Raw genomic sequence first — 17,567 nt, forward strand, 5'->3', positions numbered from 1 at the left:
GTAGCTCAGTTGGTAGAGCAGCTGACTCTTAATCAGCGGGTCACAGGTTCGATCCCTGTCGCACCCACCACTTCTTCTCCAAACAATCAAATACTTCCGCTGATCTTTCGGCTCCGGTCATCCGGAGCGCGGAATGCGGTTTTCAGGCATTGTGCCTCATGTCGGCGATGCTGAGCCTGCGTATCCAGGCCGTGGCATCGATGATGCCGCCCCAGCCGAGCAGAGGCCTTGCCGGCATTTGAGGGGTGGACAGGCGAAAGTGTGTTGGCTATATGCCGGCCACGGTCGCTGAAACGACGGTGTGGGTGCGTAGCTCAGTTGGTAGAGCAGCTGACTCTTAATCAGCGGGTCACAGGTTCGATCCCTGTCGCACCCACCACTTCTTCCCCAAATAAATCAAATATTTCTGCTGATCTTCTGGTTCTTCATCTGCAGAACGCGAAGTGCGGTTTTCGTGCCTTAGGCACTATGTGAGGCGACGCGGACTTTGCGGAGCCGCGCAACCAGGCGGCGTCATCGACGCCGGCCGGCAGAGCGGGGGCTTTGCGGTTCGATCAGCCGCGCGTCTTTTGGCTTGCTGAGAGAGCTCCTACCGGCACTGGCGCCTTCTGGCCGCGTCGATTGCCGCCTGCTGCTGGCGAAGGCGCTCGATCCGCGCGCTCTGGCGTTCCTCGATGAGCCCAACGGCCTTGGCGCCGCCGGGCGCCCAGACGGGCACGTTCCAATGGGCGACCTTGCCCCTGCTGATGGCGGTTGTCGAAATACCCTTTGCGGCATCGCCCATCGCCACATTGAGATCGGCGCAGGACATCGTGTCGTATCGGGACGCATCGATCCGGGTGGAAGAGCCTGCCTGCGACGCGCAGCCCGCCGCCGAAAGCAGAACAAGGGACAGGATGGTTCCGAGGAAGCCTTGTGCCATCGCCTTCATGGCCCAAGCCTAACAAGGCTGGGCGGCAATTGGAACCGCCCGGCGGATTGGCACCTGCACCGCAACTGCCAGCGTGCCCGATGGTCGCGGATTTGGCGCTGCAGCGACGCTTGACCTGGATCAAGGATGCTGTGCCTTGATCGGTCATCCTATCATTGTCGCATGTGGCATGCTTACAGTTCGGGCCAGCCTGAATTTTTGCGATCAGGATTGAACCATTCGCCTCGTGGCAGGTTTCGGGGAACCGTCAGTGAAATTGGAGAACGATATGGTCGACGCCCCCAGTGCCTTCAGCCTGCCGCAGCGCTTCATTCATTGGGGCATGGTCCTGCTCATCGGCTTCAACCTCCTGTTTGCTGACGGCATGAGCAGGTGGGGGCACCTGGTGCGGCGAGGGGAGACGCCGACAGCCGATCAGGTGGCGTCGGCGAACATCCACGCCTATGTCGGCATCGCTATCCTCGGGCTTGCCGCGCTGCGACTGATGTTGCGGCTGGTCCAGGGGGCGCCTGAGGAGCCGCCGGGCGAGCCGCCACTGCTCAAGCTTGCCTCAAAAGTCAGCCATGTCGCGTTCTACGCGTTGTTCTTCGCCATGCCGCTGTCGGGCATCGCCGCCTATTACTTCGGCGCGCAAGCGGTCGGGTCCATTCACTCAGGGCCGCTGAAGATGCTGATGTGGGTGCTGATCGGCATTCACGTTGCCGCGGCATTGCTGCACCAGTTCTACTGGCGGACCGACGTCATGAAGCGGATGACCACCGGGTGACCCGACAGATCAGGCCAGGGCCCGATTGCAGTCGCATGGCTGCCTGATTCATGCCGGATTGCCGATGCATGAAGTCAGTCGAAGGGACTCAACGATTCCACGTATTTAGGATGCGATGGATCGTTTTTGCCTGCCGCGCATTTTTACTCCGGTGGGCAATTCAATCTGTTTCGGAGTGACGGTGATGAAGAAATTGGTTTTGAGTCTTGCTCTTCTGGTGCCGCTTGCCGCCTGTTCCCAGACCGAGCAGGGGGCCGCCATCGGTGGCCTCGGCGGCGCTGCGATCGGCAGTGCTGTTGCTGCACCTGGTAACCGCGCCGAAGGCGCACTTGTCGGCGGTGCCGTGGGCGCCGTTGCCGGCGCGCTGATCGGCCGTGCCAACGAGCCAAACCAGTGCCGCTATCGCGATCGTTATGGCCAGATCTACCTTGCGGCGTGCCCGCGCGGCTATTGATCCCAGAGCAATCCGCTATCTGAACGTGTCCCGAAGGTGCCGATGCATCTTCGGGATTTTTTTGTCTCCCAGGTGCGAGATGAAAAGCGGCTGATTTATCTCTCTGTTTTTGAACGGTTTTGTAGTTCTGGTGAAGCTCCGGAGCGTGGTCGGCCCTGCCCACTGCGCCGGTTTTCCATAGCGGGTCGAGGGACAATTTGCTCATGGCAGCGCACCGGTGAGCAAGGCGTTTCACAATTTTGCCAAAATTAGCAATCGACAAAGTCTATTAATTTTATAGACTAACGGCATGATGGAGATTGCGATGGCACAGACCCAGTATCTCTCGAGCGGCCGTTCCGCCCAGGTGGCGGTCGCCGCCGGCAAGCCGGTCAGCCTTGCACGGCTCGCTTCCTATCTCGTTTTCACGGTGTCGTTCTGCTTCACCGTGGCAATCGTGGTCGGCCTGGTCCACTAGAGCGGCCGTCATTTGCGCCCGCAGGTGGGTGCCAATGCTCTCAACCCAACCGATGAAGGCTTTTTTCGAGTAACGCGTGAACCGGCGCGGGCGGCGCCTCAACGATTCCAGACAAGATGAAGGAGTTTGCGATGCAGATCGACTTCACCCATTGCCCGGGCGGCGTTGCCGACAGCGAAGAACTTCACCCATCCTTCTTTTCGGACACAGCACTTGCGGTGCAGCGCCTCCGGCAGATCGAGGACGCCGGTTTCAGCCGCGTCCTGGTCGACGACATGGCTGGGTTGCTGGCCAACATGGATCTGGCGCTGCTCGCCTTGCGCGCCACTGGCTCGCTCGGGGTGCTGGTTTCGCACTGGCCGGGCATCGTAGCCCCGGTCGTTGCTGCCCGGCAGTTCGCCGCACTCGAACAATTGGGAGCGGGGAGGCTGTCGTTGCGCGTGCCCTCGCACCGCAACTGGCGTGAGGTACACGAGGACGACGATCTCGTCGGCAATCTCGGCCGCACCGACGAATATCTCACGCTGCTCAAGCGGCTGTGGGCCAATGCAGCCCCATTCGATCATGAGGGCGCATTCTATCGCGTGCATGCCGGCTTCGTGCCGCTCAAGCCGGTTTCTGGCATTGAACTGCCGCTCCAGCTAGGCGGGCTGTCGGGCATCGCGCTCAAGGTCGCCGGCAGGCATGCAGACCGGTTCGAGCTTCCGGCGGACAGCCTGCAAGAGACCGTCCGCCTGATCGGTCGCGTGAAGGTCGCGGCGGAACCTTTTGGCCGCGCCGGCCGGATCCGTTTCTCGCTGCCTGTCCAGGCCGACGAGGGACGTGACGACTGGCATCTCGGACGATCGCCGGAAGCCTGGATTGGACGGCTAGCCGCCTTCGTAGAGGCGGGAGTGACGGATTTCATCGTCCACGGCCTCGACGACGCCGATGCCATCGGCGCCTTCGGTCGCAAGGTCATCCCGCAGCTGCGCAAGACCTTCAAGCGGCACGAGCACCGCCCACCGGCCTATCGCGGCCACCCGGTGCAGCTGCGCCGGGTCGTCTAGGCCGCGGGGGCGGCCGGTCATGATGAAACGTGATCCCGGGCCGCATCAGCGGGCACCGCACCTTCGGCCTTGTCCGCTTCGGTCACCGATGTCAGCCGCTTGAGGCAGCGGCCGGCCCAGCTGTTGAAGTCGTCCATGAAGGTGAACACCACCGGCACCACCACCAGGCTGAGCAGGGTCGAGGTGATCAGCCCGCCGATGACGGCGACAGCCATCGGCGCGCGGAAGCCGGCATCGGCACCGAAACCGATGGCCGCGGGCATCATGCCCGCGACCATGGCGATGGTCGTCATGACGATCGGCCGGGCGCGGGTGGCGCCCGCCTTGATCAGCGCTGCATGACGATCCAGCCCCTCGGCCTGGTTGTCGATGACGTTGTCGACGATCAGGATCGAGTTCTTGCAGACGATGCCCATCAGCATCAGGATGCCGATGGTCGACGACAGGTCGATTGCCGCGCCATAGAGCATCAGCGCGATCGCCGCGCCGCCCAGCGACAGCGGCAGGGCGACCAGAATGGTGACGGGCTGTAGGAAATTCCGGAACAGCAGGACGAGCACCGCTATCACCATGGCGATGCCGGCCAGCAGCGCCATGGCGAAGCCCCTGAACATCTCGTACATTTCCTGGGAGGCGCCATATTTGACGTTGGTGACCGAGATCGGAAGGTTCTTCAGGGCCGGCAGGTTCTGGACCGCCGCCATGGCATCGCCGAGCGTGACGCCGTTGAGATTGGCCTCGACCGACAGCAGGCGCTTGCCGTTGAGGCGCTCGACATTGCCTTCCTCCGCACCGAAATGGATGTCAGCAACGGCCACGAGCGGAATGGTCTTGCCGCCAGTGGTCGCAATCGGCAATTGGCGCAGCACATCGAGATCGCCGCGCGCCGACCTGTCCAGCCGGACCCGGATCGGCACCAGCCGGTCGCCCAGATTGAACTGGGCCGAGTTGGCATCGGTCTCACCGAGCGTGGCGATACGCGCCACGGTGCCGACCGAACTCACCGACACGCCAAGACGCGCCGCCTCCTCGGTACGCGGCTGGATCAGGAGTTCGGGCGCCATGGGCGCGCGGTTGGTCATGACATTTGCCAGCTGCGGCAGGCCACGCATTTCGGTTTCCAGCCGGCCGGCGGCACGATCGAGCTCTTCGGGGTTGTTGCCGGCGAGATTGATGGAGACCTCCTTGCCGCCCTGGTCCGAACTGAAGACGTACTGGATGTCGGGGATTGCCGCGAATATCGGCAGGGTGGCGAGTTCGAACGACTTGCGGTCGAGTTCGCGCTCGGCGCGCGGCTTCAGCTTGATGAACAGCGACACCTTGTTGACGTCGTCGGTCACCACCAGCACGTTTTCGACGTCGGGGCGCTGCATCAGCCGCTTGACGATGCCGTCGGAAACGCGCGCCGTCTCGTCGAGCTTCGAGCCGGGCGGCAGCGTGACCTGGGCCGTCGAGACGTTGCCGTCGGAGGCGGGCAGGAAGCCGGTCGGCAATTGCGTCAGCAGCAGGACCGATCCGGCGAAGAACAGCCCGGCAAGCGCGACCGTGGTCTTGCGGTGACCGAGCGTCCATTCGAGCAGGCTGAGATAGCCGCGCGACATGCGCGACAGTTCGACGGCGTGGCCGCCGCCGGATTTGGGCTGTAGCAGATATGCCGCCATCAAAGGGGTCAGCAGGCGGGCGACAAGCAGCGAAAACATCACCGCAATCGCAACCGTCACGCCGAACTGGCGGAAGTACTGGCCGACGGCGCCGCCGATGAAACTGACGGGCGCAAACACCGCCACGATCGTCAGGGTCGTCGCCACCACGGCAAGGCCGATGGCGTCGGCAGCCTCGATCGAGGCGACGTAGGGCCGCCGGCCCATGTCGATATGGCGCTCGATGTTTTCGATCTCGACGATGGCGTCGTCGACAAGGATGCCGATGACGAGGGTCAACGCCAGCAGGCTGACGCTGTTCAGGGTGAAACCCAGAAGGTCCATCACCGCGAAGGTGGGCAGGATCGACAGCGGCATGGCAACGGCGGCGATCAGGGTCGCGCGCCAGTTGCGCAGGAACAGGAAGACGACCAGGACCGTCAGGAGCGCGCCTTCGACAAGGGCGGTCACTGCCGCGTCATAGCTCGCCACCGTGTATTCGACATTGTTGATGACGAGATCGAAGGTCACATCGGGATTGGCCTTGCGGATCTCCTGCAGGCGGGCCTCGACGGCTGCGGCGACGACAGTGTCGCTGTGGCCCTTCGCGCGCGTGATCGAGAAGCCGACCACCGCGTCGCCATTGAAGCGGGCAAAGCCGCGCGCCTCAGCCGGGCCGTCCTCGATGGTGGCGATGTCGCGCAGCTGGACCCAGCGATAGCCGGGCAGGGCGATCGACAGGGCGGCAAGCTGTTCGAGGGAACGCACGCTGCCCAAAGTCCGGATCGACTGCTCGCGGTCGCCGATCTCGCCGCGGCCGCTGGGCACATTGATGTTTGCTTCGCGCAGGGCCGTGTTGATCTGGTCGACAGGGACGCCATAGGCTTGCAGCTTGACGGGATCGAGCGAGACCGAGATTTTGCGGTTGATGCCACCGAAGCGCGCTGCCTTCTGCACGCCCGGCAGGGTCAGGAGCTCGCGATTGACGGTGTCCTCGACGAACCAGGAGAGGTCGAGGTTCGACATTCCAGGCGAACGCGCGACGTAATAGAGGATCGCGCCGCCTTCGACGTCGACGCGCGAGACGATCGGCTCCTGGATCGATTGCGGCAGGTCGCCCCGGACTTGCCCCACCGCCTCGCGCACATCGCTGGCGGCCCGGTCGGAATCGGTGCCGATCCTGAACTCGACGGTTGTGGTCGACACACCGTCCTTGATCGTCGAGCGCATGTTCTGCACGCCGGCAAGGCCCGATACCGCGGCCTCGATGCGGCGGGTGACCTGGTTTTCCATTTCCGCCGGCGCAGCGCTCGGCTGGGTTACCGCGACGGTGACGATCGGAAACGACAGGCTCGGATTGGCATTGACCGGCAGGCGCAGGTAAGACGCCATGCCAAGCAAGGTCAGCACGATGAAAAGGACGACAACAGGTACCGGCTTGCGGATCGCCCAGGCGGAGATGTTCTTGGTCACGGGCGGATGTTTCCGGTGGTGTTGTTGATTTCGACCGGGGCGACGGCGTCGCCCTCGCGCAGGGTCGGGCCTGCCTTGGCGACAACGACATCGCCTTCCTCGAGGCCGCCGACGATCTCAACGCGGCTGCTGTCGGCCAGGCCGGTTTCGACCGGCTGCAGCGCCACCTTGCCGTCCTCGACCACGAACACGGCCTTGTCCTTGCCACGACCCTGGTAGAGCAGGGCGGAATGGTCGACGACGATCGCCTGGCGCTTGGCGACGACGATCCTGACATGGCCGAACGCGCCGGCAAAAAGCCTGGCATTGCCGTCGATGGCGATGCGCGCCACGCCGAGGCGGCTGTCGCGGTCGATCTTCGGCATGACCACCCTGACCTTACCGGTCAGGGCGTCGCTCGTGCCGGCGAGCTCGATGCTGGCGGGCTGGCCCACGGCCAGAAGCGGCAACTGGCGCTCGGGTATGTCGGCTGCCATCTCGATGGCCCCGCCGCGGATGAGGCGGAGCAACGGTTCCGATCCCGTCAATGCGCCGGCGTTGGCCTGGCGCTCCGAGACGATGCCGTCGACCGGCGCCACGATGACGTTGCGGTCGCGCTGGCGGCGCGATTCCGCGAGCTGCGCCTCGGCCTGGCTGACCTCGGCACGCGCCAGTGTCACGCCCTCGCGCTCGACCGCCTCGTTGGAGAGCTTTTCAGCATATGCCTGGCTGGAGATAATGCCTGCCGATTTCAAAGGTTCGGAGCGCTTCAGCGCCGCCGTCGCCTGCTCCGCCTTGGCCTTTTGCTGCGCCAGCGCTGCCGCCGCTCGCGCCAGGCGCCCTTCGGCCTCGCGCAACTGGTTGTCACGCATTTCCGGGTCGAGCCGGACCAGAACCTGGCCGGCGGTCACGCGGTCGCCGACCTCGACTTCAACCTCGGCGATACGCTGTTCGCCTGCCGGTGCACCGACGGCGACCTCTTCGCGGGCGACAAGCACACCGCTGAATGTCTGGGTCCATTCGGTCATGGCGCGCGATACGGTCAAGGTCGACACGGTGCGCTTCGCTGCGTCCGAGCTTGCTGCAATCGAACCGGCGGCTTCGTTGCCGTGCGTCTTGCCGGGGCCGGCCATCAGGGCGAATGCGAGGCCGGCGGCAAGGCAGGCCGTGTAACGGAGGGGGCGGGTCATGCTTGCCTTTCCAAGGTCACGTGTCTCACTGGAAACTGCAGTGGCGTCCTGTCTTCCCCCCGGCAGGTTGCCGCGCAATCGCTCCATGGCCGTCATGCGGCCGATTGCGAGCCACATCGCAGGTGTCCATTGCAGGAGTCTGGCGGATTCGTTTGCCGGGCACGCTTTGCCGCCGATAGTGGGGCTTGTGCCATCAAGAGGCTCGAGCCGGATGGCTGCGACCTCATCACCCGCGTGGGAGCGGATAAGCAGTCAACGGCACGCTGCCGCCGAGCTTCAAGATCGGGAGGAGGTGTCAGGCCCGGCGCGCGTTTTGACGGAGAGGGACAGCCAGACCAGGCAGATCAGGCGTGGTGCATGGCCTCTGCAACGACGTCGTCATTGGCGGCGTCGCGAACCTGAGCCAGGCTGCGGTTGTCCAGCACTCCGGCGATGGCCTGGCGGACCTCGAGCATCATGTGTCTGATCTGGCAGGTGGCCTCGTCGCAATCGTCGCAAGGCTGGTACTGGGTGCGGCTGGCGCAGGGTATGGGTGCCAGCGGCCCGTCGAGCACGCGCACGACATGGCCGATCTTGATCTCGGCGGCAGGCTTGGCGAGGCGGTAGCCGCCGTCCTTGCCTTTGCGGCTCTGCACGAAGCCGGCATTGCGCAGCTCGCCCAGGATCGCGTCGAGGAATTTCTTCGGGATGTTGTTGGCGGTGGCGATGTCGCCGACGAAAGCCAACTGGCCGGCAGGCAGTTGCGACAGATGCACGAGGGCCTTGAGGCCGTATTTGCCTTTTTTAGTCAGCATTGCCTGAACGCGTCATCGACTTCGGCTGCCAGTCGCAGCGAGTTGCACAGGGCCAAGGATGACGATTCGTCCCCATCGCATTCCGGCTTCCACCAGAGATAAATTCCACGGACTTGATATACAAGCCGAAAGGCGTTGAAACTCCGTAAGTTTTGCGGCTTTGGCGGGCAATCTGGCCCGGATTTGGCTTCAGGCACCGCTCAATGAGAAAAAGCCGGCGCTGGGCCGGCTTTTCCAGATGTCAGACAGGCAGATCTCAGCGCGAGCCGTAGATCTGCTCCAGCACTCCGCCCTTGGCGAAATGCTCCTTCTGCACTTTGTCCCAGCCGCCGAAAACGTCCTCGACGGTGACCAGGCGAACCTCGGGGAACTGGTCCTTGAACTCGGCAGCGACAGCAGCATCATGGACGCGGTTGCCGTGCTGGGCGGCGATGCGCTGGCCTTCCGTGGTGTAGAGGAAGTCGAGATAGGACTTTGCGAGGTCGCGCGAGCCGCGGTCATCAACCACCTTGTCGACGATGGCGACCGGGAATTCGGCCAGCAGGCTGACGGAGGGGATGACGCTCTGGAACTTGTCGGTGCCGTATTCCTTGGCGATGCCGCGGGTCTCGGCCTCGAAGGTGATCAAGACGTCGCCGATTTCACGCTCGACGAAGGTGGTGGTGGCGGCGCGGCCGCCGGTGTCGAACACCGGCACGTTGTCGAACAGCTTGGTCACGAATTCCTTGATCTTGGCTTCGTCGCCCTTGAACGCCTCCTTGGCGTAGGCGGTGGCGGCCAGATAGGTGTAGCGCGCATTGCCCGAGGTTCTGGGGTTCGGGAAGATGACCTTCACGTCGTCGCGGACGAGATCGGACCAGTCCTTGATGTTCTTGGGGTTGCCGGCACGGACGAGGAAGGACGGCAGCGAATAGAAGGGCGAGGCCTGGTTTGGGAAATCCTTCTGCCAGTCTTTCGACACCAGTCCATTCTGCACCAGGAAGTCGACGTCGATGACCTGGTTGAAGGTGACGACGTCGGCCTGAAGACCCTCAACGATCGAGCGCGCCTGCTTGGAGGTGCCGGCATGCGACTGGTCGATGGTAACGCCAGGATGAGCGGCGACGAAGGCCTTGTTCTCATCGGCGAAGAGTTCACGCGCAACGTCATAGGAGGCGTTGAGGATCTTGTCGGCGGCCTGTGCGTGCAGCGGGCCACTGAGCATGGCGGCAATGGCCGCACCGACGAGCAGAAGGCGTTTCATGGGGCAATCTCCTGAGACTTTGCGCAACTTCTAGAGTTGGCGGCAAAGTATCCGGGAGTGCTTGAGGCGGGGAGGCAGAGGCCGGTTGCCTCCGCCAAGCTATGTGGAATGCAATTCCAATTCTTTGGTCTCGGCAGAAATCAAGTTCTGCGAGGATGTAAATCGGGCAGCCTGGGCAGAAGTCGCCGACTATTTGTCGGTTACGCCTGCCTCAGCGAAGCTTGCCATGCGGGTGTGGCATTCCAGCGCCGAGCGTACCAGATTGACGGCGAGGCAGGCCCCGGAACCTTCACCCAGCCGCATGCCCATGTCGAGCAGCGGTGCGAGCTGCAAAGCTTCCAGCAATTGGCGATGGCCGGCCTCTGCGGACACATGAGCCGAGAGCGTGTGGGCGAGTCCATCGGCGTGAAGTTTTGCAAGTGGTGCTGCCGCCGCGGTGACGACAAAGCCATCGAGCAGCACGGGCACGTTGTGGTGGCGCGCGGCGAGCGTGGCGCCGAGGATGGCGGCGAGCTCGCGGCCGCCGAGATTGGCTGCGACGGCCAGCGGGTCGGCAAGGGATGCCGCGTGACGGGCGAGACCCGCATCGATGGCGGCGAACTTGCGGGAGAGGCCCTGGTCATCGACACCGGTGCCGCGGCCGGCCCAGTCGCGGCCGGTGCCGCCGAACAGGCCGGCGGCGATGGCTGCGGCCGGGGTGGTGTTGCCGATGCCCATCTCGCCGAAGCACACGAGGTCGAGATCGGGTGTCACCGCATCATAGCCGGTCGAGACGGCGCCAAGGAAATCGGCCTCGTTCATTGCCGATGTCTGGGTGAAGTCGCCGGTGGGGCGCTCGAGCTCGAGCGGGATGACAGCGAGCTCGGCTCCGGCGAGACGGGCAAGCTGGTTGATGGCAGCACCGCCGGCGGCGAAATTGGCGACCATCTGCACCGTCACTTCGGAGGGGTAAGCCGACACGCCCTGTGCGGTTACGCCATGATTGCCGGCGAAGACGACGACCTTGACCTTGTCGAGCCTCGGCATCTCGCGGCCCTGCCAACGGCCGAGCCAGCCGGCGATCTCCTCCAGCTTGCCAAGGCTGCCGCGCGGCTTGGTCAGCGTGTCCTGGCGGCGGGCGACGGCGTCTGCGGCGGCATCGTTGCCTGCAGGCAGGTCGAGGCAGGCTGCGCGCAATTCATCGAGCGATTTGAAGGCCATGGCAGTGATTACTCCAAAACTGAATCAGGCGAGGATGGCGGATGCGGCGAAAAGCAAGGCGATCTCGGCCAACTGCTGCAGAGCGCCGATGGTGTCGCCGCTCTGGCCGCCGATCTGGGCGAGGCAGAGTTTTCTGAAGGCGAAGAAAAGGATGGCGAGGCACAAAGCTGCGACGACCGCGCCCTTGAGCCCGAGGAACAACAGGCCGACTGCGCCGAGGGCGAGTGCGGCAATGACGGCCCCGTCTGCAACCGCGCCGACGCCGGCGGCAAGGCCGTCAACGCGCGCCTGCGGCAGATGGCGCATGAAGGCGGGGATCAGCGCACGCGAGCCGACATGGGCGGCGACGAGGGCCACAAAGACCGGTGCCGGATCTTCGATTTCAACGATCGCGCTCCAGCGCGCCAGGACGGAAAGCATGAGTGCTGCCGCGCCATAGCTGCCGATGCGGCTGTCGCGCATGATCTCGAGCTTGCGTTCGCGCGTGCGCCCGCCGCCGAAACCGTCTGCGGTATCCGACAGGCCGTCCTCGTGCAGGCAGCCGGTGACAAGCATGGCGGCGGCGATTGCGAGTGCCGCGGCCGGTCCTTCGGCGAGGCCAAGGCCATGGCCTGCGGCGAAGACGAGCCAGGCCAGGAGCGCCACAACGAAGCCGACGAGCGGCGCCGTCCAGATGGCGTCGGCGAGCGAGCGATCCCTGACTTCGAAATGCGGCAGCGGCAGGCGCGTGAAAAAGACGAGGCCAAGGCGGATGTCGTCGAAGATCGTCGCCGGTGTCATCATCAGCCTCGCGCGATCGCGTGGAAGAAGGTGCCGGTGACATGGCCGCGCCGCCCGCCGAAGCCGCCGAGCGGATTGCCCTGGCCGTCGGCCAGTTGCCCGAGCGGCGTGTCGTCGCCACGCTCGACTGTCTGGGCGTAGTGAAACTCGTGCCCCCTGACGACGCTGCCTGTGTCCCCGAGCGGACAGGGGGCGGAGAGGGTGGCCTGGCGGTAGCCGAGATTCATCTTGCGCCTGGCGAAGCTGGTGGCGTGACCGAGCAACCCCAGCATTGCGTGGGTGATGCCGTCGGCATCCTCGATGGAGCGGCCGAGCACCATGAAGCCGCCGCACTCGCCATGGACGGGCTTTTTCTCCGCGAAGCGGCGTGTGCCTGACAGGAAGTTGCCGGCGGCGGCGAGGCGGCCGGCATGGAGCTCGGGATAGCCGCCTGGCAGCCAGCAGACGTCGCAGGAGGTGTCGGGCGCCTGGTCGGCCAGCGGGGAGAACGGCACCAGCTCCGCGCCCATGGCGCGCCAATGGGCGGCGAGATGCGGGTAGAGGAAGGTGAAGGCAGCGTCCTGGGCGAGCGCTATGCGCTGGCCGGGCGGCGGCAGGGCGAAGGATTGGTCGCCTGCGGCGGGCACAAGCGGCGTCGCCAGTGCGATGATCGCGTCGAGATCGAGCGAGCGCTCGACCATGTCGGCAAGCTTTTCGATGTGGGCGAAGAGGTCGGCATGCTCTTCGGCCTGGACGAGGCCGAGATGGCGTTCCGGTATCGACAAGGTCGGGTCGCGCAGGATCGCGCCGACGACGGGCAGGCCGAGCGCTTCGATGGCGTCGCCGGCAAGCTTGCGGTGACGGTCGCTGCCGAGCCTGTTGAGCACCACGCCTGCGATGCGGACGTCGGGATCGTAAGTGGCAAAACCCTTGGCGATGGCGGCGGAGGTTTGCGACTGGCCTGAGACGTCGAGCACGAGCAGCACCGGCAGGCCATAGAGCCGGGCGAGGTCGGCGGCCGCACCCGAGCGGCCCTTCTCAGAGGGGATGCCGTCGAACAGGCCCATGGCGCTTTCGAGGATCACCATTTCCGCGTCCGACGATGCATCTGCGGCGAGCGCGTTGAGCAGCGACGGCGCCATGGCCCAGCTGTCGAGATTGACGCCGGGCAAGCCGGTGGCAGCCGCGTGGAAGCCGGGATCGATGTAGTCGGGGCCGGATTTTGCGCCGCGGACCTTGATGCCGCGGCGGGCAAGCGCCCGTAACAGCCCGATGGTGACGCTGGTCTTGCCCGAACCCGAGCGCGGCGCGCCGATGATGAGCCCGCGCGCCGTCATTTCTGCCCGATCAGCTCGGCGCGCAGCGAGACGATGCCGCCGACGACGATCAGGGAAGGCGAGACGACCTTTTCGCGCTCGGCGGTGGCAACCAAGGTGCCGAGTGTGGCGGTGACCGTGCGCTCCTCAGGCGTCGAGGCGTTCTCGACAAAGGCTGCGGGCGTGTCGACCGAAAGGCCGCCGCGCATAAGCTCGCTCACCGTCTCGGCCATGTGGGTCAGGCCCATATAGATGACGATGGGCTGTCCGGTGCGGGCAAGGGCTGCCCAGTCGGGCCGGTCGTCGCTGACCGCCGCAAAGCCGGTGGCGAGGATGATGGCGCCGTTGACGCCGCGCATGGTGGCGGGGATACCGGCCGAGGACAGGCCGCCAAAGGCCGAGGTTATGCCCGACAGCACGCGCCAGGGGATGTTTTCGCGAGTCAGCACCAGCGCTTCCTCGGCGCCGCGGCCGAACACGAAGGGATGGCCGCCCTTGAGCCGCACGACCTTGCGGCCTTCGCGCGCCAGCTTGACCAGCAGCGCGTTGATGTCGCCCTGCGGGATCGACAACCTGCCGCCGCGCTTGCCGACGAAGAATTTTTCCGCCTGCTCGGCAACCGCGACGATTTCGGGCGCCACGAGCGCGTCATGCACCAGCGCATCGGCCTGGGCGAGGGCCGACAGAACGTCGAGCGTGAGCAGGCCGGGATCGCCGGGGCCTGCGCCGGCAAGCCAGACATGGCCGGGTTCGAGCACCTGCTGCCTGTAGTTCAAACGCGCGATAGCGTTTTCAAGTGTCATGCGTGTCGCTTTCGCCGATGACGCGCCGATCCGGCAAGCCTATAGATCGCGTCATGAATGAAGAAGATCGTCCGCTCAAGCGCGGCTGGACCACCGGCGCCTGCGCCACCGCCGCCACCAAGGCGGCGTGCCTGGCGTTGAAGACGGGTGCGTTTCCCGACCCGGTGGAGATCGTGCTGCCGGGCGGCCAGAACGTGGCCTTTGCGCTGGCCAGGAATGAGCGCGGCGACGGCTGGGCCATGGCCGGTATCGTCAAGGACGCCGGCGACGATCCCGATGTCACGCATGGCGCGCTTGTCATGAGCACGGTGCGACCCGGGCAGCCGGGCAGCGGTGTTGTGTTCAAAGCCGGCAAGGGTGTCGGCACGGTGACGCGGCCGGGCCTGCCGATTTCGCCGGGCGAAGCCTCGATCAACCCGGTGCCGCGAAAGATGATTGCGGGTGTCGTGGCCGAGGTCTTTGGCGAAGGCGCCGATGTCGAGGTTACGATTTCCGTCGCCGGCGGCGAGGAGATGGCGCTCAAGACGCTCAATCCGCGCTTGGGCATTTTGGGCGGCATCTCGATCCTGGGAACGACGGGCATCGTCATTCCCTATTCCTGTTCGGCGTGGATCCACTCCATCCATCGCGGCGTCGACGTGGCGCGCGCCATGGGATTTGACCATGTCGCCGGCTCGACCGGCAACGCTTCCGAGATGGCGGTGCAGAAATTCCACGGTTTGCACGAGGTGCAGCTGATAGACATGGGCGACTTCGTCGGCGGCATGGCGAAATACATCCGCGCCCATCCGGTGTCCAAGGTGACGATTGCCGGCGGCGTTGCCAAGATGACCAAGCTGTCGCAAGGCCTGCTCGACGTGCATTCGAACCGCGGTTCGGCCGATCTCGACGGCCTGGCGGCGGTGGCTGTCGAGGCCGGGGCGGATGCCGCGCTCGAAGCGCGCATCAAGGGCGCCAACACGGTCGCCGAAGCCTTCATCGAGGCACGCAAGGCTGGCATTGCTATCGGCGACGCGGTTGCGGCTGCGGCCTGGCGCACGGCGGCCGGCGCGCTCAACAATCCCGATATCGCGCTCGAAATCCTCGTCTTCAACCGTGACGGCGAGCTGATGGGGCATGCGCCCTTCGCCGCCTCTCATAGCCCGTCGCGGCCCCTGAATCGACGCTGATAATAGGCGTCGTAGAGCGAGCTTTCGCGGAAATCCTCCGCCGCCAGTGACTGGCCAACGAAGATGATGGCCGTGCGCTCGATCGGGTCTTTTGCCAGTTCAGCCGCAATCGTCGACAGCGTGGCCCTGACGATGCGCTCGTCCGGCCAGGAAGCGCGGAAGATCACCGCGACGGGGCAATCCGGGCCGTAATGCGGGCTAAGCTCGGCCACGACCTGATCGATGGCGTGGATCGAGAGATGCACGGCGAGCGTCGCACCCGTGCGGCCGAAGCCGGCAAGCGTTTCGCCTGGCGGCATCTTGGAGGCGCGGCCGGAGGTTCGGGTCAGCACCAGGCTCTGGGCGACCTCGGGGATGGTGAGTTCGCGCTTCAGCGCTGCTGCCGCTGCCGCAAAGGACGGCACGCCCGGCGTCAGCGTGTAGGGGATGCCGTTCTTTTCCAGCCTCCTGATCTGCTCGGCGACCGCACTCCAGACCGAGAGATCGCCCGAATGAAGGCGCGCGACATCGTGGCCGGCCTTATGGGCGGCGACATACTCGGCCTCGATCTCGTCGAGCGACATGGGCGCGGTGTCGACCAGCCGCGCGCCATCAGGGCAATAGGTCAGAAGCTCCGGCGAGACGATGGAACCGGCATAGAGGCAGACCGAACAAGCGCCGAGCAGGCGGCTGCCGCGCACGGTGATGAGGTCTGCCGCGCCCGGGCCGGCGCCGATGAAATGAACGGTCAAGCTGTGGCTCCAGAGGTGGCGATGGCACAGGTGGCGGGGCCGACTGATATGCGGGGGCCAAGCAGTGCTGCATCCGCGCCGGCGGCGGCGAGGGCGGCGGCCTCCGATACGGACGGCGTGCCGGCGGCCTCCAGCGAGGCTTGCGACTGGCTGAGCGTGCGGGATGCGGCGGCGGCGAGTGCCGCGTCGTCCATGACGAGCAGCGGCAGGTCGAGCCGGCGTGCGGCAGCAAGAATACCGGGCTCGTCACGTTTCAGGCTGGCGGTGGCCAGCGCCGAAAGTGCTGTGACGACAAGGCCGTGCGCTTCGAGCGCGGTTTCGATTGCCGAGAGAATATCTTCGTGTGCCGCGCCTTTGCGGCAGCCTATGCCTGCGATCATCATGGCTTCACCCAGCTCCACTGCGTGACCGGCATTGCCGGCCGCCAGCCGGTCATCGAGCCAACGGGGGCGGCGCGGGAGATTTGCAGGCGCAGCAGGTCGCCGCCGTGGGAGGCGTGGCGGGCGAGCAGCAGCGCTTCCATTTCGAGGGTGACGGCGTTGGCGACGAGGCGGCCGCCGGGACGAAGTGCTGATATGGCCGCATCGAAGACACCATCCTCCGAGCCGCCGCCGCCGATGAAGATCACGTCGGGGGTGGGCAGATCGGCGAGCGCCTCGGGTGCCGCTCCCCTGACGACCTTCAGGCCCGGCACGCCGCAATTGGTCGCGTTGCGCGCGATGCGGTCGGCGCGGTCGGCATTGTGTTCGATGGCGATGGCGCGCAGCGAGGAGTGACAGAGCAGCCATTCGATGGAGATCGAGCCGGAACCGCCGCCGATGTCCCACAGAAGTTCGCCACGACGCGGGGCGAGGGCGGACAGCGTCACCGCGCGGATCTCGCGCTTGGTGATCTGGCCGTCATGCTCGAACAGGTCGTCGGGCAAGCCCGAGGCCAAGGGCAGGATGCGCGCTTGCGGCGTCGATTCAAGCTCAAGCGCCAGCACGTTGAGCGGATTGATGTTTTCGAGATCGAAGGACGCCGCGACGGTGGTGCGGATCCGCTCATTCTCGCCCCCCAGCGCTTCGAGCACGGTCAGCCGCGACAAGCCGAAGCCGCTGTCGGCGAGCAGCGCTGCGATCTTGGTTGGCGCATCGCCATCCGAGGTGAGCGCGACGATGCGCGCGCCCTGATGCAGATGCGGACGGATCAGGTCGATGGCGTGGCCATGCAGCGATATCGTCTCGACGTCCTGCAGCGCCCAACCGAGCCTGGATGCCGCCAGCGAGAAGGCGGAAGGGGCCGGTAGGACATGCATTTCGGCCAAAGCAACGGCACGGGCCAAGGTGACGCCGACGCCATGAAGGAAGGGATCGCCGGACGCCAGCACGCAGACGTTTTCGCCGCGCAGGCCTATCACGTCGCCCATTTCGCTGTCGAAAGGCATCGGCCAGGGCCGCGACTGGCCGCGGATCAGTTCGGCGGCCAATGCCAGATGGCGTTTGCCGCCGAAGACGTGGCTTGCGGCAGAAATCGCGCGCTTGGCGTCGTCACCGAGACCCGCTACACCGTCTTCGCCGATGCCGACGACTGTCAGCCATTTTTGCGTCGGTGCGTTGAATTCAGCAGGCATG

17 protein-coding genes and 1 tRNA gene are annotated in these 17,567 nt (G+C 65.3%); 6 read left to right on the forward strand and 12 right to left on the reverse strand.

The window, feature by feature from the left end:
• Positions 1-303: 303 nt before the first annotated feature.
• Positions 304-379, forward strand: a tRNA-Lys gene (locus tag NDO48_RS08670).
• A 210-nt stretch (positions 380-589) separates the two neighbouring features.
• On the opposite strand, the gene NDO48_RS08675 is transcribed toward NDO48_RS08670, so the two are convergent.
• On the reverse strand, positions 590-931 hold the full coding sequence (locus NDO48_RS08675) for a hypothetical protein (protein WP_267321334.1): 342 nt from the start codon (positions 929-931) through the stop codon (positions 590-592).
• Between the two features lie 268 nt (positions 932-1,199).
• On the opposite strand from NDO48_RS08675, the gene NDO48_RS08680 reads away from it, so the two are divergent.
• The 4 genes from NDO48_RS08680 to NDO48_RS08695 all read left to right on the forward strand — a co-directional run bounded on the left by NDO48_RS08680 (position 1,200) and on the right by NDO48_RS08695 (position 3,657).
• A complete protein-coding gene (locus tag NDO48_RS08680) occupies positions 1,200-1,697 on the forward strand; it encodes a cytochrome b (RefSeq protein ID WP_267321335.1) in 498 nt (165 codons plus the stop codon).
• A 184-nt stretch (positions 1,698-1,881) separates the two neighbouring features.
• The gene (locus NDO48_RS08685) at positions 1,882-2,151 is read left to right on the forward strand and encodes a glycine zipper domain-containing protein (protein WP_018428486.1); all 270 of its coding nucleotides are present in this window, start codon (positions 1,882-1,884) and stop codon (positions 2,149-2,151) included.
• A gap of 304 nt (positions 2,152-2,455) precedes the next feature.
• On the forward strand, positions 2,456-2,608 hold the full coding sequence (locus NDO48_RS08690; RefSeq protein WP_267321336.1) for a hypothetical protein: 153 nt from the start codon (positions 2,456-2,458) through the stop codon (positions 2,606-2,608).
• A gap of 131 nt (positions 2,609-2,739) precedes the next feature.
• Positions 2,740-3,657 (forward strand): LLM class flavin-dependent oxidoreductase, encoded by a 918-nt coding sequence (locus tag NDO48_RS08695; protein ID WP_267321337.1) that lies wholly within the window; start codon positions 2,740-2,742, stop codon positions 3,655-3,657.
• Positions 3,658-3,674: 17 nt separating this feature from the next.
• Here NDO48_RS08695 and NDO48_RS08700 read toward each other — a convergent pair whose 3' ends face one another.
• From NDO48_RS08700 to cobA, 8 genes are all read right to left on the reverse strand, one after another.
• Entirely contained in the window at positions 3,675-6,770 is a 3,096-nt protein-coding gene (locus tag NDO48_RS08700) for an efflux RND transporter permease subunit (RefSeq protein WP_267321338.1), read from the reverse strand.
• A complete protein-coding gene (locus NDO48_RS08705; protein WP_267321339.1) occupies positions 6,767-7,939 on the reverse strand; it encodes an efflux RND transporter periplasmic adaptor subunit in 1,173 nt (390 codons plus the stop codon). The genes NDO48_RS08700 and NDO48_RS08705 overlap by 4 nt, the downstream gene beginning before the upstream one ends.
• A 344-nt stretch (positions 7,940-8,283) precedes the next feature.
• The gene (locus NDO48_RS08710) at positions 8,284-8,733 is read right to left on the reverse strand and encodes an RrF2 family transcriptional regulator (RefSeq protein WP_018428481.1); all 450 of its coding nucleotides are present in this window, start codon (positions 8,731-8,733) and stop codon (positions 8,284-8,286) included.
• Positions 8,734-8,989: 256 nt separating this feature from the next.
• Complete coding sequence (locus NDO48_RS08715) at positions 8,990-9,976, reverse strand: sulfate ABC transporter substrate-binding protein (protein ID WP_267321340.1); 987 nt, start codon at positions 9,974-9,976, stop codon at positions 8,990-8,992.
• 189 nt (positions 9,977-10,165) lie between these two features.
• Positions 10,166-11,176, reverse strand: coding sequence for a nicotinate-nucleotide--dimethylbenzimidazole phosphoribosyltransferase (cobT, locus tag NDO48_RS08720; RefSeq protein ID WP_267321341.1), 1,011 nt, complete (start codon positions 11,174-11,176; stop codon positions 10,166-10,168).
• Between the two features lie 24 nt (positions 11,177-11,200).
• On the reverse strand, positions 11,201-11,959 hold the full coding sequence (locus tag NDO48_RS08725) for an adenosylcobinamide-GDP ribazoletransferase (RefSeq protein WP_267321342.1): 759 nt from the start codon (positions 11,957-11,959) through the stop codon (positions 11,201-11,203).
• Entirely contained in the window at positions 11,959-13,272 is a 1,314-nt protein-coding gene (locus NDO48_RS08730; RefSeq protein WP_018428477.1) for a cobyrinate a,c-diamide synthase, read from the reverse strand. Before NDO48_RS08730 ends, NDO48_RS08725 begins: the two co-directional genes overlap by 1 nt.
• A complete protein-coding gene (gene cobA / locus NDO48_RS08735; RefSeq protein WP_267321343.1) occupies positions 13,269-14,054 on the reverse strand; it encodes a uroporphyrinogen-III C-methyltransferase in 786 nt (261 codons plus the stop codon). Before cobA ends, NDO48_RS08730 begins: the two co-directional genes overlap by 4 nt.
• Positions 14,055-14,107: 53 nt before the next feature.
• Here cobA and NDO48_RS08740 point away from each other — a divergent pair, with 53 nt between their 5' ends.
• The gene (locus NDO48_RS08740) at positions 14,108-15,223 is read left to right on the forward strand and encodes a cobalt-precorrin-5B (C(1))-methyltransferase (protein ID WP_267321344.1); all 1,116 of its coding nucleotides are present in this window, start codon (positions 14,108-14,110) and stop codon (positions 15,221-15,223) included.
• Here NDO48_RS08740 and cobM read toward each other — a convergent pair.
• Genes cobM through cbiE form a run of 3 tightly spaced genes read right to left on the reverse strand, consistent with a single transcriptional unit; the run spans position 15,190 to position 17,566 of the window.
• Entirely contained in the window at positions 15,190-15,954 is a 765-nt protein-coding gene (gene cobM / locus NDO48_RS08745) for a precorrin-4 C(11)-methyltransferase (protein WP_267321345.1), read from the reverse strand. The genes NDO48_RS08740 and cobM overlap by 34 nt on opposite strands.
• Complete coding sequence (locus NDO48_RS08750) at positions 15,951-16,337, reverse strand: cobalamin biosynthesis protein (RefSeq protein ID WP_018428473.1); 387 nt, start codon at positions 16,335-16,337, stop codon at positions 15,951-15,953. Before NDO48_RS08750 ends, cobM begins: the two co-directional genes overlap by 4 nt.
• A complete protein-coding gene (cbiE, locus tag NDO48_RS08755; RefSeq protein WP_267321346.1) occupies positions 16,334-17,566 on the reverse strand; it encodes a precorrin-6y C5,15-methyltransferase (decarboxylating) subunit CbiE in 1,233 nt (410 codons plus the stop codon). The genes NDO48_RS08750 and cbiE overlap by 4 nt, the downstream gene beginning before the upstream one ends.
• Between the last annotated feature and the right edge of the window lies 1 nt (position 17,567).

Source organism: Aminobacter sp. MET-1 (assembly GCF_026521175.1).
In the GTDB taxonomy this organism is placed as follows: Bacteria; Pseudomonadota; Alphaproteobacteria; order Rhizobiales; family Rhizobiaceae; genus Aminobacter.

Bases quoted from the DNA above. Each gene is read 5' to 3' on its own strand.
- NDO48_RS08675 (WP_267321334.1), bottom strand. From the start codon at position 931: ATGAAGGCGATGGCACAAGGCTTCCTCGGAACCATCCTGTCCCTTGTT.
- NDO48_RS08680 (WP_267321335.1), top strand. From the start codon at position 1,200: ATGGTCGACGCCCCCAGTGCCTTCAGCCTGCCGCAGCGCTTCATTCAT.
- NDO48_RS08685 (WP_018428486.1), top strand. From the start codon at position 1,882: ATGAAGAAATTGGTTTTGAGTCTTGCTCTTCTGGTGCCGCTTGCCGCC.
- NDO48_RS08690 (WP_267321336.1), top strand. From the start codon at position 2,456: ATGGCACAGACCCAGTATCTCTCGAGCGGCCGTTCCGCCCAGGTGGCG.
- NDO48_RS08695 (WP_267321337.1), top strand. From the start codon at position 2,740: ATGCAGATCGACTTCACCCATTGCCCGGGCGGCGTTGCCGACAGCGAA.
- NDO48_RS08705 (WP_267321339.1), bottom strand. From the start codon at position 7,939: ATGACCCGCCCCCTCCGTTACACGGCCTGCCTTGCCGCCGGCCTCGCA.
- NDO48_RS08710 (WP_018428481.1), bottom strand. From the start codon at position 8,733: ATGCTGACTAAAAAAGGCAAATACGGCCTCAAGGCCCTCGTGCATCTG.
- NDO48_RS08715 (WP_267321340.1), bottom strand. From the start codon at position 9,976: ATGAAACGCCTTCTGCTCGTCGGTGCGGCCATTGCCGCCATGCTCAGT.
- cobT (WP_267321341.1), bottom strand. From the start codon at position 11,176: ATGGCCTTCAAATCGCTCGATGAATTGCGCGCAGCCTGCCTCGACCTG.
- NDO48_RS08725 (WP_267321342.1), bottom strand. From the start codon at position 11,959: ATGATGACACCGGCGACGATCTTCGACGACATCCGCCTTGGCCTCGTC.
- NDO48_RS08730 (WP_018428477.1), bottom strand. From the start codon at position 13,272: ATGACGGCGCGCGGGCTCATCATCGGCGCGCCGCGCTCGGGTTCGGGC.
- cobA (WP_267321343.1), bottom strand. From the start codon at position 14,054: ATGACACTTGAAAACGCTATCGCGCGTTTGAACTACAGGCAGCAGGTG.
- NDO48_RS08740 (WP_267321344.1), top strand. From the start codon at position 14,108: ATGAATGAAGAAGATCGTCCGCTCAAGCGCGGCTGGACCACCGGCGCC.
- NDO48_RS08750 (WP_018428473.1), bottom strand. From the start codon at position 16,337: ATGATGATCGCAGGCATAGGCTGCCGCAAAGGCGCGGCACACGAAGAT.
- cbiE (WP_267321346.1), bottom strand. From the start codon at position 17,566: ATGCCTGCTGAATTCAACGCACCGACGCAAAAATGGCTGACAGTCGTC.